We start from the raw sequence: 14,714 nt of genomic DNA, 5'->3' as shown, positions 1-14,714 counted from the left end.
ACCTACCAATTGCGCTAAGACGCATCGTTAATGCTACGAGAGGATATATCAATGGAACGTAGAAGTTTTTTAAAAGCAAGCGCCGCATTGGGCTGCGCTGCAACGGTAACAGGTTGTAAAACCAGCTCTGATGATGCCAATGTTAAGCCGCCAGAGCCTACAAGTGAAGTACAGTCTTGGTCCGCCTGTCTTGGTAATTGCGGCTCAAACTGTCCATTGAAAATATATAGCCGTGATGGAGTAATTACACGTATTGAGACCGATGAAGAGGGAAGCGGGGAATATCGGGATCATCATGTTATTCCATGTGCTCGCGGTAGAGGTAATAGAAAACGTATTTATAATGCTGACCGATTACAGTACCCATTAAAACGAACAGGTAAGCGTGGTGAAGGTAAATTCGAACGCATTAGCTGGGAGCAAGCAATTAATGAAATTGGTACAAGCCTTAATAGTATCTATGATAATTATGGTCCAAGATCAGTATTTTGGGTTGATGGTTCTGGAGCCGATTATTCATTAAATGGGGTAGATTGTTGGCAACGTTTACTTAATACAAAAGGTGGTTTTTTAGCGGGCTATGGGTCTTACAGTAGTGCCCAAGCAGAAACTATATTCCCTCTCGTAGTTGATGGCTATGGCGGTTCGAAAGTCCTTGAAATGCAACATAGTGACTTTCATTTGTTCTTTGGATATAACCTTGCTGAAATTCGACAAAGTGGTTCAGGAGAGGCCTATGAATATCAATTGTTTAAAGAAAAAAATGGTGCTAAAGCGATTCATATCGATTGTCGATATAATGACACAGTCCTTGGTAAAGGTGATGAGTTTCACCCTTGCCGTCCAGGCACCGATGCAGCATTAGTTTCAGGTATTGCATATCATCTAATAGTGAACAATCTTATTGATGAAGAGTATTTAAATAAATTTTGTTACGGATTTCGTAACGAAGCTGCCTTACCTGAAAAAGGTCTTGATGCACTCCCTTATGAACGTAGCTATGAAGCCTATATTTTAGGTGCTGGTGAATTAGATTCTCAACCAAAAACACCTGAATGGGCCGAAAGAATTTGTGGTGTTCCGGCAGTAACAATCAAAAGTATTGCTGAACAGTTAGCGGCAGCAAAGGCTCCATTTGTTGCTTCTGGTCATAGTATTCAGCGCCATGCAAACGGTGAATATAATGTTTGGTCAATGGCTGCTTTAGCTGCATTGGTGGGAGCTATAGGTAAACGTGGTACAAGCAATGGAATGTTACCATTTTCATTTTGGGGCTTTAATGTATCAGGCATGCCTGGTGTAGATACAGGTACCCAAAAAGCAGTGATTCCTAATTGGCTATGGCCTCTAGCTGTTGAGGATGGAGAAAATCTAGATGTCCATCAGAATGGTGTTGTTCTGCCAGCAGATGAATTAGGCGAAGATGGCAATGGTAAATTGGGAGCAAACATCAAATTTGCGTTGTTATATGCAGGAAATACATTAATAAACCAGCACGGCGATTGTAATGGAACAGCTAAGATTTTAGAACAAGAAGATCTTTGTGAAACTATTGTAGTAATTGATAATCACATGACTGCATCAGCGAAGTATGCTGATTATGTTTTACCTGATAAATCTTGGCTTGAAAGCACTGATATTGCTGACCAAAGTTATTCTGCTGGTGGGATGTCATATCTAACGGCACTAACGACTAATGTTAAACCTCTTGGTGAATGCAAATCAAGCTATGAGATGTGCTCTATGTTATCTGAAGTTTTAGGTACAAGCGCCCAATTTACTGAAGGTAGAACTGAAGGTGAGTGGCTTGAATATATGTACACTTCTCAAATTCAACCCAATTATCCTGAAGATCTACCTGCAACATTAGAGGAATTTCAAGAAAAAGGATTAGTTAAAAAGTACACTGAAAATGATGAGAGGCAGTGTGCTTTATATGATTATGTTAACAACGGTGCAACTATAGGCACAGTATCAGGAAAAATTGAATTATTCTCTCATGCAGTTGATCGTATTGGGAAAAATAGAGTTGCCCCCAGCTACATACCTGATCACTTCATTGTTCCTATACCTGCTTATGTGAAAACATGGGAAGGTTATGAAGACAACTCTGAAGCTGTAAAAGACTATCCTTTGCAATTAATCGGTCATCACACCAAAGGCCGAGTACACTCAAGCCACGCATCTAACCCTTGGCTTAACGAAGCTGTATTTGATGCCGTTTGGGTTAACCCTAAGGATGCTTTGGGCTACTCAGACGGTGATGACGTTATCGTAGAGTCTTTGAGAGGAAAGGTTCTGGTTAAAGCTAGAATTACTAACAGAGTAATGCCTGGAGTTGCATCACTTCCTCAAGGGCAATGGTATAACCCACAAAATGGAATCGATATCGGGGGATGTATAAACACCCTAACAAGTCAAAGACCTTGTTCTATTTCTAATGGCAATCCACAGCACACAGTTCGTGCAAAAGTATATAAAGCATAAGGGATAAATCATGACTAATAGAATCGAAACTAAAATTCAATATGGCTTTTATTTTGATCCAGGAAAATGTAATGGATGTAAAGCTTGTCATATTGCCTGTAAAGATAAATTTGATGCAGCCCCAGGTGTCATCTCTAGGCGAGTTTATGAGTACATTGGTGGTGGATTTCAAGAAGGTGAAAATAACACCGTTACTTGCAGTACCTTCGGTTATTACACATCCATAAGTTGCAATCATTGCGATAGACCAGTATGTGTAAAAGCTTGCCCAACAGGTGCAATGCATAAGCGACGCGAAGATGGTTTTGTACACGTAGCCGAAGATTTATGTATTGGTTGTGGTAGTTGCTCAAGAGCTTGCCCTTACGATGCTCCACAATTAGATAATGTTAGAAAAATTATGGTCAAGTGTGACGGTTGCTTCAAACGAGTAAGTGAAGGGAAAAAGCCTTTATGCGTTGCTGGTTGCACTCAAAAAGCCTTACAGTTTGATGATATTGATATACTTAGATCAAAATATGGCAACAATGCGAGTATAGCGCCATTACCAGATGCTGGTATTACGAACCCAAACTTGATAATTAAAAGTACATTATTAACTAAGCCATCAGGTTCAACCGCTGGAAAAATAGAGAATCCTAACGAAGTTTAAGTTTCTGTAGGGGGGGGAGAATCCCCCCCATTATCATTTGGAAGAAGTCATGAACAACTTAACACTTAATGACCAACTAGAAGTTTCTGCTTCTATATTTAATCTTTTATCAACCGCATTTTATGAAGCTATCACTGACGAAAAACTTAAAGTATTTACAGAATGCTTTCACAACTTCCCATTATTAGATGAGAAATCAAAATTAAGTATAGACGCGATAATTAATGATTTCACCAATGAAAGTTTGCATGAAATCAAAAGTGACTTTAATAACATGTTCATTGGGGGGCCACATAAAACTGTATATCCTTGGGGTTCTTTTTATACAGATAAAGACAGATTACTATTTGGTGAATCAACAAGAGACTGGAAAAAGTTTACAGAAAAAAATCAAATAAAAATTGAGCTTAACGGAAATGAACCTAGCGATCATTTTGCCTTAATCTTTGCTTCCATAGCTGCAATCATGACCAGCAAAAAAAGTGAGTCAATACGTATAGAACTAGTTAGCATTATTATTAATGAACATTTATTCCCTTGGCTACCTATAGTGCTCGATGGTATTTATACCCATTCGAATACATTTTTTTACAAAGAACTTTCTTTAATCTCATCCCGCCTTATCCTTTATTGGAAATAAAATAAGCAACTAAAAGTTGAGTCAGTGGATTCACAGGCACTACAAAGTCACCCGAATCATCTTCAGGTTTTACAGAGATTGCATGGTATATAGTGCCTTGAGGAGAGTCTATCGTGAGCAACTGATCAGTTGTCATGATAATAGGTTCTTTGGTGATTGGATGTTTTGGATGTTCAACACCAAGTATTTTCGCGACTTTTTGGGTGTAATTAAGGGGAAGAAGAGGGAATTGCTCTATAATATCAACCACACAGTTTAAAGACTCAGCGAGGTAGAAATGCTCACTTTCGATTGAAGACATCATATGGTGCTCTCTTTGAGACTTCCTACCATAGATTAGTGAGCGTGTACCTTTGGAGTTTACATCAACAGTCCTAAGCCAAGGCTTATAATCTGAGCCTTGACCGATCCCATATTTATTTTTTAATGCTCGTTCAAAATCTTTAAACGATTCTAGTTTACGCCCGCGCCCCCATGTTCAATCCAATAAGTTTAGCCTACAGTAATCATAGTAAGCAGAGCCACTACGGGCAAACTTTATTGTCTCTGCACAAAGCTAATGTTTTCGCACAATAAAGTTTGTTCATAACGGGACAGTAAATCAGTTAGTTACGGCAGTTGGTATTTATAAAGTTTGTACACTAATAGGCGTAGTGTGTTGGCTGTACCTTTGGGTTCTTCCTTCACCTTGCGGCAGTTTATGCCTCCAACACCTTGTTTTAGTTGACGTTCAAAACTAGTGTACAAACTTTAATATTCCAATCTTGGCTTTTGTGTACAAACTTTCTGGCCTCTGTACAAACTATATTGTTCCAAGATAGCTAAACCGCCATCCCGGCCGCCACACCAGACGACCAGGCCCATTGAAAGTTGAACCCTCCGAGCCAACCACTGACGTCCATCACTTCACCAATAAAGTACAATCCAGTAACCTTGCTAGACTGCATGGTTTTAGATGATAACTCATTAGTATCAACGCCACCCAAGGTGACTTCAGCAGTGCGATAGCCTTCGGTACCGTTCATCACGATTGACCATTCATTAAGGTCTTGTGCTATTTGCTCACGCTCACCGTGGCCTAACTGGTTTAAGGCTTTATCAAGCAGTGCTGCTTCAAATAACGCTTCAACCAAGCGCTTTGGTAGCCATTGGCTGATGGTGTTACGTAGGCTTTGCTTAGGGTGATTTGCAAGCGCTAGCTCGATTTTATCTTTCGCTGACTCATTGGGTAACAGGTTAATGCTAATACTTTGGCCTGCTTGCCAGTAATTTGAAATTTGTAAAATTGCCGGGCCTGATAAGCCGCGATGGGTAAATAACAATGCTTCGCTAAACTGAGTGCCATCTTGCGCGGTGATTGTTGTTGGCACCGCAATGCCCGACAGAGGCTCAAAACGCGCTTTTTGCTCCGTATGCCATGTAAACGGCACTAAGCCTGCTGTGGTCGGTAACACCTTTAGTCCAAATTGTTCTGCAAGCTTGTAACCGTAAGGTGATGCGCCAAGTTTGGGCATTGATAAGCCGCCCGTGGCAATCACCAGTGACTCACAACTAAACTCACCGTTTGAGGTCACGACTGCAAACTGCCCAGCATCATTTTTGGTGACCGACACAATCTCAGTGCGTAGCTGTATTTGCGCGCCAGCCCATTCACACTCTGTCATTAACATGCTGACAATGTCTTTAGCTGAGTCATTACAAAATAACTGCCCATGATCACGCTCGTGATATTCAATGCCATGACGCTCAACTAACTCGATAAAGTCACTTGAACGGTAACGTGCTAAGGCAGATTTTACAAAGTGGCTGTTACCACACAAGAAGTTGTGAGGTTCCACTTTTTGATTAGTGAAGTTACAACGACCGCCGCCACTGATGAGAATTTTACGGCCTGCTTGCTTAGCATTATCTAGCACTAGAACATCACGACCTCGATAGCCAGCAGTAGAGGCGCACATGAGTCCTGCTGCGCCAGCGCCAATAATGATCACGTCATGATGTTTCACAAGCTTACTCTCTTTAAAATGATTGGGGGCGATTATTGTGACAGTTTACGCTGCCTACTCGACAGCGTTAATCAGCTAGCAAGCGGTATATTTAAGCCACAAAAAAGGGCGCTATATTAGCACCCTTTTAGTCGCATTCACACTTACACAATGCCTTTAGCTATTCACTAATGGTTTCAGACTTTTGGTCTCGACCCAGTAGCTCTTTAGCGGCATCTGTTGGGCTTTTACCTTGATATAACACTTGGTAAATTTGCTCAGTGATAGGCATTTCAACATTAAGACGTTTAGCTAAAGTGTAAACTTCTTTGGTGTTGCGATAGCCTTCAACCACTTGACCGATTTCGTCTTGAGCAGTATCGACATCGCAGCCTTTACCTAATGCCAAGCCAAAACGACGATTACGTGATTGGTTATCGGTACAAGTTAGTACTAAGTCACCAAGGCCTGCCATACCCATAAAGGTATTAGCATCAGCACCTAAAGCAACGCCTAAACGGGTTAGCTCAACCAAACCACGAGTGATTAATGCGGTGCGTGCATTGGCACCAAAGCCAATGCCATCAGACATGCCAGCGCCAATTGCGATAACGTTTTTAACTGCGCCACCTAATTGTAAGCCGGTAAAATCATCATTAGCGTAAACACGTAAACGTTTCGGGCTATGCAGTAGTTCCACTAAATCATTAGTGAAGCTTGGGCAGGTGCCCGCTACCGAAATTGCTGTTGGCATACCTGCAGCCAGTTCTTTTGCAAAGGTTGGGCCTGATAATACTGCTAATGGAAATTTATCCCCAAGATGCTCAAGAGCAACATCTTGCAGTAATCGACCTGTTTCAGGCTCTAAACCTTTTGTCGCCCAGACAATGCGTGCATCATCTCGTAGCAAAGGCTTGGCCTGTTGCAGTACTAAACCAAACACATGGCTTGGCACCACAACCAATACATTTTTAGTGGCAGCAAGTGCGGTGGCTAAGTCGGCTTCAATTTCAAGACTATCAGGAAAGGTAATCCCTGGTAGAAAGGCATTATTGGCGCGATCGTTAGTTAACGCGGTCATGTGCTCAGGCTCATGACCCCAAAGTAAGGTCTTGTGGCCACTTCTTGCAAGAGAAATGGCAAGGGCGGTGCCGTAAGACCCCGCCCCTAAAACCGCAATTTCAGCAGTGTTATTCATATATTATGCGTTTGCTTCTTCAGCAGCTGGTGCTGCAGCAGCTTCTTGCTGACGCTGTTGAACATATTGTGCAAATAGTGCATCAAAGTTCACTGGAGCAAGGTTAAGCTGTGGGAAAGTACCACGAGAAACTAAGTTACCTACTGTTTCACGTGCGTATGGGAATAGTACGTTAGGGCAGTAAGCACCTAAAGAGTGAGCAAGTTGTTGCTCAGTTAAGCCAGTGATAGAGAAGATACCCGCTTGTTGAACTTCACATAAGAAAGCAGTTTGCTCGCCATTTTGTGCAGTAACAGTTAGAGAAAGGATCACTTCATAAACATCATCAGATAGCTTGTTGCTACGAGTATCAAGATCCAGCTTAACTTCTGGATTCCATTCTTTTTGGAAAACTTCTGGGCTGTTTGGCGTTTCAAAAGACACATCTTTTGTGTAAACGCGTTGGATGTTGAATTGTGGTGCTTGCTCTTCGTTGTTTGCTACTTCAGCCATGATTTCCTACCTTCAAATGTTTTTTAGCTCTTCTGCGAAGCTAATCGTAAATTTGGGCTTGTCGCTAAAATGTGGCCGTTAGACAACATTTTAGACCATCCCGGTAAATTGGGTCTCACCAGTTTGTTATCTTACTTCTTACCTTTAACAACAGGTAAGTTTGCCGCTTGCCAATCACCCATACCGCCTTTTAGGTTATGAACATTCTCAAACCCTTGAGCGACAAGAAGTTGAGCAGCTTGCGAAGATGTCATTCCAGCAGCACATACAGTAATAATGGGACTGGTTTTAAACTTTTCAAGGGCAGTCGCTTTATTATTTTTGATTTCTGCTAATGGCACATGAATAGCGTCAACGATGTGACCTTTGCGGTAATCGTCTTGAGAGCGCACATCAACAACTTTAGCGCCTTGCTTGTTCATTAGCATGGTCAGTTCTTGAGTATTGACGTTGCTCACTTTTGAGGTTGCTGATTTAATGGTCATCACCACAACTGCAGCAAATAAACCAACCCATGCGATACTTAATACAGGGTTAGCTTGAAAAAATTCGATATATTCTTGCATCTTCTCTGCCTACTTTAAAAATGGCTAAAATTAATAAGCCACAGAGTATACCGATTGCATCTTTATAATGCAGCAAATTCAAGCCTAATCATCTTCTCTACTGTGCCATGGGCAGCACTTTAACGACGAAACATTGCATTTGCTTACTATCCTAAGGGCAATAGCTCACAGGTTTTTGACTAAATGTGTTGTTATTGAGCCTTATTCATCTTGCACGGGATTGTGACTGGGCAAGCTATTCATCGTAAATTGCCTCTACTGAGCCGCTCTTCAAAGGTAAATTTCTTTTTCAGGAGCTGAAAAAGAAGTAATATCCATACCATTAAAATTTTAGCTTTCTCTTAAAACTTTTTCTTTTAAAACTTAAAGGTACTCCCATGACGACACCAAAACGTCCACTGGCATTACTTATCTTAGATGGCTGGGGTCATCGTGAAAATACGCATAAAAATGCGGTTTTTCATGCGAAAACTCCAGTTTTAGATAAGTTAACCGCCCAATATGCAAGCAGTTTAATTTCCGGATCAGGTATGGATGTTGGCCTACCTGACGGTCAAATGGGCAACTCAGAAGTGGGTCATATCAATATTGGTTCTGGCCGTATTGTTTACCAAGAGCTTACCCGCATTAGCAAAGCCATTGCTGACAATGAGTTTAATCAAAATGAGGCACTGTGCGCTTCAATCGATAAAGCTATCGCCAATAATGGCGCTGTGCATATTATGGGTTTAATGTCGCCAGGTGGTGTTCACAGCCATGAAGAGCACATTGAAGCCATGTGCCGCATGGCGGTTGAGCGCGGTGCCACTAAGGTGTATTTACATGCCTTTTTAGATGGTCGTGATACCCCACCTCGTAGCGCAAAAAACTCTTTGATCCATTTTGATGAGTTATTTGCAAGCTTGGGTCACGGTAAGGTAGCCTCATTGATTGGTCGTTACTTCGCCATGGATCGCGACAACCGCTGGGATCGAGTTGAAAAAGCGTTCAACTTAATTGCTCAAGGTAAAGGTGACTTTAATTACCCAAGCGCAGTTGCGGCATTAGACGCCGCTTACGAACGTGATGAAAACGATGAGTTTGTCGCTGCATCGACCATAGGTGAGGCCGCAAGCTTAGCTGATGGCGATGCGTTAATCTTCATGAACTTTCGCGCTGACCGCGCCCGAGAAATCACTCGTTGTTTTGTCGAAACCGATTTTGCTGGCTTTACACGTGAAGTTACCCCTGCAATCAACTTCGTGATGCTAACCAACTATGCTAATGACATTGACGCTGTGGTGGCATTTCCATCAACAGATCTGGTCAATACCTTAGGTGAAACCTTACAAAAACAGGGTAAAAAACAGCTGCGTATTTCTGAAACAGAAAAATATGCCCATGTGACCTTCTTTTTTAATGGCGGCAAAGAAGAGCCATTTGAAGGCGAAGATCGCACCTTGATTAAGTCGCCAGATGTGGCAACTTATGATTTGCAGCCTGAAATGAACTCAACCGAGCTCACAGATAAATTAGTTGCTGCCATTGAGTCTACTGACTATGACGTGATTATTTGTAATTATCCAAATGGTGACATGGTCGGTCATACCGGTAAATTTGATGCTGCGGTTAAAGCCTGTGAAGCAGTCGATGCTTGTATTGGTCGTGTAGTAGAGGCGCTAGCGAAAGTCGGCGGCGAATGCATTATTACTGCCGATCATGGTAATGCTGAGCAAATGACCAATGAACAAACGGGTCAAGCTCATACTGCCCATACCAGTGAGTTGGTACCTTTCATTTATGTAGGCCGTGAAGCCACCATTGATGCAGGTGGACGATTGAGCGATATTGCGCCGACTATGTTAACCTTGATGGAACAAGAAGTGCCGCAGGAAATGACCGGCCGTTCAATCATTAAACTCAAAGAGTAACTAGCCACTCGTGAAAAAACGACTTTTGTTTAAAGCCAGCATGTTTGCTGGCTTGGTGATACTGACATCATCAGTTCAAAGTGCCGATCTTGGTAAGCGTCAATCAGAGCTGAAATCTATTCAGGCTCAGATTAACCAACAACAAAGCTCTTTGAAGGACACCAGTCGTCAACGAGAAAAGCTCATTTCGTTGTTAAAGCGAGATGAGCAAGCTATCTCTAATGCTGCTCAAAAAGTTAATCAAACCCAAAACTCACTGTCTGCGGTAAATACTAAACTTCGCGAACTTGATGCTGAAAAAGTCAACTTAGATACACTGCGAGTTACGCAGCAAAAGACCTTATCTAAACAATTATCTAGCGCTTACCTTGCCGGTAACCATGACTATTCAAAGATGATGCTTAACCAGCAAAACCCTGCCACAGTTGAGCGGATGTTAGCGTATTATCAATACCTTAATAATGCCCGTATTAAAGCCATTACCAGTTTAAAAACAACTATTGAGCAATTAGAGCTAGTTAAAGTTGAGCAAGTTAATGAACAGCAAAAACTTAATTCCTTAATTCTTGAGCAACAAAAGCAGGCTAAACAACTCGCTAAAGAACAATCACAACGTCAACAAACCTTAGCACAAATTCAACGCACCTTGACCAGCAAAGGCGCAGAGCTTGAACAACTACAAATTGAAGAAGCCAGCTTAAAACACCTTATTGAACAAGCGGTGCTGGCGGCCAAAAATAGCCCCTCAATGGATGGCTTAGCCAAGCTGCGCGGTAAATTAAAATGGCCAACTAAAGGACGAGTTTCGTCTAAATTTGGCAGTAGCCGCTCAGGACAAATCAGCTGGAAAGGTGCGGTAATTGCCGCTCCTGAAGGACAAACCATCACCGCTATTGCTCACGGCACCGTTATTTATTCAGACTGGTTACGAGGCTTTGGTATGGTTATGGTAATCGATCACGGCGAAGGCTATATGAGTTTATATGGTCACGCGCAGTCATTACTTATTCCACCTGGCGAAACCGTTAAAAAAGGAGAATCCATTGCACTTGTTGGGAGTTCAGGCGGACAAACAGAATCTGGCCTATACTTTGAAATAAGACACAAAGGGCAAGCCATTAACCCAGCGAGATATTGTCGATAACACGCTAATAATAAAGTAATTTAATCTTTGGCGGTTATCAAACCTTCCGTAGGTTTAATCGTTGATCAATCGACGCCCTAATAATACCGCAAGGTATCTAAGGGGCAGTTATGATGCAAATTACACGTTATATTTTGTGCTTCATATTAGGCGTAAGCGTTGCATTTTCATTGAACTTATCCAGTTCAGAGCAACACTATAAAACCCAATCTGAATACAGTTACTCACTCTTACTTGATGTCATCGATACGGTTCATACCTATTACTTTAATGAAGTAGACCGCGAAGACTTAATTGAATACGCCATCGAAGGAATATTCAATAAACTAGACCCCTATTCAGGCTTTTTAGATACTGGCGATTATCAAAGCATTAATGACAGTAATAATGGCCAGTACTTTGGTTTCGGCTTTGAAGTGGCAACTGATGACAACCAAATCACTATCATTACTCCTTATGCCAACTCACCTGCGGCCCGCGCTAATATTCAACCTGGCGATAAGGTCCTGCAACTTAACGACACCCTGATTGATCAAACCAATTTAACCGATGTACTTACCGAGATTAAGCAGCACAGTATCAACAAGCGACCAATAACACTCACCATTGAGCGCCAAGCTAACGAAACACTTCTATTTAATCTCGCCCCTGAGCTAATTCATATTAAATCAATTAATGCGAAAATTATTGATAATAATATCGGTTATATACAACTTAACTCGTTTCAGGAAGACGCTACCAATGCCATTATTAACCAAGCTAAACTATGGCAACAACAGCAATTAAAAGGTCTTATTATTGATGTTAGAAACAATCCCGGCGGGCTACTCAGTCAAGCCATCAGTATTGCTGATTTGTTTTTGCAAAAAGGTTTAATTGTTTCAACTGAAGGGCGTTTTTTCGATGCAAATGAAAACTACTATGCATCGCAACCTACCATATTTAAAGGCGTGCCTATGGTAGTACTTATTAATAAGGGCTCAGCATCGGCATCAGAAGTACTGGCTGCAGCATTACAAGAAAATAACCGCGCCACGCTAGTGGGAGAAACCAGCTTTGGAAAAGGTACGGTGCAAAGTTTGATCCCCATGCTGGATATGGGCAACGCTATAAAGCTCACGATTGCAAAATATAGCACGCCAGATGGTAACGACATTCACACTAAAGGCATTGAACCGGACATTAAAATATCAAATGATGCTATCCTAAAAACAGATTATCTGGATATAATTGAACAAACTACAGCGCAATATGATGAACCACAGGATGGTCAAATTTCTTCCGCTATTGCATGGATAACAACTCATAATTAAAGCAGACTTTGTGCGCTATATATTGATACTTTTAGCTTTACTGTTAACGGCTCCAGTTCAAGCAACCCAAATCGCTATCATCATTGACGATATTGGTTATCGTCAAACCGATGAGGCGGTTTTGTCTTTACCAAACGGCATTACCCTTTCGGTAATACCTCATACTCCATTAGGTCAACAACTTGCAAAGCAAGGCCATCAGCGTGGCCATGAAATTATGCTGCATATTCCCATGCAGGCACTCAATGGTAAAAACCTAGGCCAAGGTGGTTTAACGAATGAAATGGATGAGCAAGAGTTAAAACACCAGCTAAAAGATTCTATTGCCAGTATCCCTTATGCTAAAGGGGCAAATAACCATATGGGCAGTTTGCTCACACAACTTGAAAGCCCAATGACTTGGCTGATGCAAAGCTTAAAAGAGCAGGACTTGTATTTTGTCGATAGCAGGACAACCCGCTTTAGTGTTGCCAGTGAGCAGGCGCAGCAACATGAGGTGCCATTGTTACGCAGACAAATTTTTTTAGATAACGATGTCAGTGAGCAGGCACTAGAGAAACAATTTAAGCTGATCATGCTAAAAGCAAAAAACGATGAAAATATTGTTGTAATAGCACACCCATATCCTGAAACAGTGCACTTTTTGAATCAAAATTTACATCGCTTAGAAGCCGAAGGAATTAGCCTAGTCCATACTTCAAAGCTGTTGCCCGTAACAATGATCAGTAATAAAGCCACTAGTTCAGTTCAAGTATTGAGATAGATAAATCAGGTAAGGTATCCATTAACTCATCTGCATTCTTAACGATATCAGCCAAAGTGCAGTCATTCAGCACGTTCATATATGCAGCAACTGCGTTCGCAAGAATACCTTTTAAACTACATGCTGGCGTAAAGCGGCAATAGGGTTCACTGCAATTAACAGGGGCCAGTGAAGGCTCTAATTCACCAACAAGCTGACCAAGATTAATGTCACTAGGCTTCACTGCTAATTTAAACCCACCACTTTTACCACGTAAAGTTTGTATATAACCTAGCTTACCCAGATGATGAATAATCTTTGCAACATGATTAGAAGACAGCTCAAAGACTTCCGTGACTTCAGCAATACGAAATAAAGTCTCTCTTTTTGGCTGTGCAGCAAGGTACATTAAAATACGGATGCCATAATCGGTATAACGGGTCAGTTGCATAAAGTCATATCCAAACTAATTAAAGGTACATACTAAGACGTTGAAGCTTCTAGCTCAGTGATCAAAATCAATGCTTGCTCATTTGATGTACTGCAAACATCCATTGTCGCGGTAAATTCTGCGCAAACAGCAGGTCTTGATGGATCGCCGAAAATCTTACACAAATTATCGTCATTTAACTGAATACAGCGAACCCCTGCAGGTTTACCGTTAGGCATGCCGGGTATTGGACTGGTAATTGACGGAGCAATACAACATGCACCACAACCTAAACGACAATCCATACTTCCACCTACCTGCTTAAAAGAGCAATATATCTTACTCATCACTAATATAAAAACATCTAAATCAAAAAAAGTACATTAAATGCATCTTTTGTTTAAAAATGTGAGTTTTGGGTACAATCGAAACTACTTGTATCTGTATTGACTAGAGTTAACGAGTCAAAGCCTTTACCCATAATGACAAAAAGCCTTTACTTTCATTTAGACAAGATTGATGCAATAAGCCAAAAACTTTCTTAATTTGCTAAAAACAAAAAGTCTGCATGTTGCAATAGAACCTTAATTCTTGGATCTTGAAATTCGAACGTCTCATAGGTCGGCAGTTTCTAAAAACATCCTGACCAACCGAATATTCTACTTCTGCATTAATATTGAGTAAATAAAAACTAAATTCCAGAACTAAAAAAGCCTCTACCTTGCACTAAATCACTACGGTAGAGGCTTTGATCTTTATTCTTTATGTTGCCGCAGCTAACTTACTCTTATCAAGAGTTATACCAGTGCGTCTTAGCGTGTGACGAGTCGACAGTCTCTAATAACAATCACATTATCAGATTCACACAGCTGAACTTTCGCTTTCTCGCTGACAATTCATTCATTTCTAAAACGAAATAAGCCTCTACATTGCTGTATAGGCTTTCGCCTTTACGTTGGCGGAGCGGACTTACTCTTATCAAGAGACGAACCCTCGCCCACGGCGTGACAGGCCGTTGATCTCTAATCAAGCGTCTAAGCAACTGAATTACCGCTGCTTTAGCAAACTACTTTAGCAGGTCACTATTATTCATTCTTTAAATAACAGATACGAAAAAGCCCTGCTATTGCTAGCAGGGCTTATCGTAATGTTGGC

At 41.3% G+C, this 14,714-nt stretch carries 14 protein-coding genes; 7 read left to right on the top strand and 7 right to left on the bottom strand.

The features are described 5' to 3' along the window. Positions 1 to 51 precede the first annotated feature (51 nt). The 3 genes from Q4533_RS19060 to Q4533_RS19050 are packed head-to-tail and all read left to right on the top strand — an operon-like array spanning position 52 to position 3,779. A complete protein-coding gene (locus tag Q4533_RS19060; protein ID WP_303503840.1) occupies positions 52 to 2,487 on the top strand; it encodes a DMSO/selenate family reductase complex A subunit in 2,436 nt (811 codons plus the stop codon). A gap of 10 nt (positions 2,488 to 2,497) precedes the next feature. Continuing rightward, complete coding sequence (locus tag Q4533_RS19055) at positions 2,498 to 3,139, top strand: DMSO/selenate family reductase complex B subunit (RefSeq protein WP_303503838.1); 642 nt, start codon at positions 2,498 to 2,500, stop codon at positions 3,137 to 3,139. Positions 3,140 to 3,188: 49 nt separating this feature from the next. Then, positions 3,189 to 3,779: a molecular chaperone gene (locus Q4533_RS19050; RefSeq protein ID WP_303503836.1), complete on the top strand. Its 591-nt coding sequence runs from the start codon at positions 3,189 to 3,191 to the stop codon at positions 3,777 to 3,779. On the opposite strand, the gene Q4533_RS19045 is transcribed toward Q4533_RS19050, so the two are convergent. The 5 genes from Q4533_RS19045 to Q4533_RS19025 form a co-directional block, all read right to left on the bottom strand. After that, the gene (locus Q4533_RS19045; protein WP_303503834.1) at positions 3,760 to 4,083 is read right to left on the bottom strand and encodes a TnsA endonuclease N-terminal domain-containing protein; all 324 of its coding nucleotides are present in this window, start codon (positions 4,081 to 4,083) and stop codon (positions 3,760 to 3,762) included. The genes Q4533_RS19050 and Q4533_RS19045 overlap by 20 nt on opposite strands. A gap of 517 nt (positions 4,084 to 4,600) precedes the next feature. Beyond that, on the bottom strand, positions 4,601 to 5,785 hold the full coding sequence (locus tag Q4533_RS19040) for an NAD(P)/FAD-dependent oxidoreductase (protein WP_102476991.1): 1,185 nt from the start codon (positions 5,783 to 5,785) through the stop codon (positions 4,601 to 4,603). Positions 5,786 to 5,945: 160 nt separating this feature from the next. After that, on the bottom strand, positions 5,946 to 6,962 hold the full coding sequence (gene gpsA / locus Q4533_RS19035; protein WP_102435372.1) for an NAD(P)H-dependent glycerol-3-phosphate dehydrogenase: 1,017 nt from the start codon (positions 6,960 to 6,962) through the stop codon (positions 5,946 to 5,948). 3 nt (positions 6,963 to 6,965) lie between these two features. Then, positions 6,966 to 7,454 (bottom strand): protein-export chaperone SecB, encoded by a 489-nt coding sequence (gene secB, locus Q4533_RS19030; protein WP_102435374.1) that lies wholly within the window; start codon positions 7,452 to 7,454, stop codon positions 6,966 to 6,968. Positions 7,455 to 7,585: 131 nt separating this feature from the next. After that, entirely contained in the window at positions 7,586 to 8,020 is a 435-nt protein-coding gene (locus Q4533_RS19025; RefSeq protein ID WP_076541491.1) for a rhodanese-like domain-containing protein, read from the bottom strand. 377 nt (positions 8,021 to 8,397) lie between these two features. Here Q4533_RS19025 and gpmM point away from each other — a divergent pair, with 377 nt between their 5' ends. The 4 genes from gpmM (at position 8,398) to Q4533_RS19005 (ending at position 13,150) form a co-directional block, all read left to right on the top strand. After that, entirely contained in the window at positions 8,398 to 9,930 is a 1,533-nt protein-coding gene (gene gpmM / locus Q4533_RS19020; protein ID WP_102520585.1) for a 2,3-bisphosphoglycerate-independent phosphoglycerate mutase, read from the top strand. Between the two features lie 10 nt (positions 9,931 to 9,940). Further along, positions 9,941 to 11,074 (top strand): murein hydrolase activator EnvC, encoded by a 1,134-nt coding sequence (locus tag Q4533_RS19015; RefSeq protein WP_198589350.1) that lies wholly within the window; start codon positions 9,941 to 9,943, stop codon positions 11,072 to 11,074. A 110-nt stretch (positions 11,075 to 11,184) separates the two neighbouring features. Next, positions 11,185 to 12,387 carry a S41 family peptidase gene (locus Q4533_RS19010; protein ID WP_102520586.1) on the top strand — a complete coding sequence of 401 codons (1,203 nt, stop codon included), beginning with the start codon at positions 11,185 to 11,187 and terminating at the stop codon, positions 12,385 to 12,387. A gap of 10 nt (positions 12,388 to 12,397) precedes the next feature. After that, positions 12,398 to 13,150, top strand: coding sequence for a divergent polysaccharide deacetylase family protein (locus Q4533_RS19005; RefSeq protein WP_303503831.1), 753 nt, complete (start codon positions 12,398 to 12,400; stop codon positions 13,148 to 13,150). On the opposite strand, the gene Q4533_RS19000 is transcribed toward Q4533_RS19005, so the two are convergent. Both Q4533_RS19000 and Q4533_RS18995 read right to left on the bottom strand, forming a co-directional pair. Next, positions 13,125 to 13,580: an Rrf2 family transcriptional regulator gene (locus tag Q4533_RS19000; protein ID WP_102435383.1), complete on the bottom strand. Its 456-nt coding sequence runs from the start codon at positions 13,578 to 13,580 to the stop codon at positions 13,125 to 13,127. The genes Q4533_RS19005 and Q4533_RS19000 overlap by 26 nt on opposite strands. Positions 13,581 to 13,612: 32 nt before the next feature. Next, the gene (locus Q4533_RS18995) at positions 13,613 to 13,864 is read right to left on the bottom strand and encodes a YkgJ family cysteine cluster protein (protein WP_102435385.1); all 252 of its coding nucleotides are present in this window, start codon (positions 13,862 to 13,864) and stop codon (positions 13,613 to 13,615) included. Positions 13,865 to 14,714 lie beyond the last annotated feature (850 nt).

The organism is Shewanella sp. 6_MG-2023, assembly GCF_030547195.1.
Lineage (GTDB): Bacteria > Pseudomonadota > Gammaproteobacteria > Enterobacterales > Shewanellaceae > Shewanella.
This window is presented reverse-complemented; position numbering and strand designations above follow the sequence as displayed.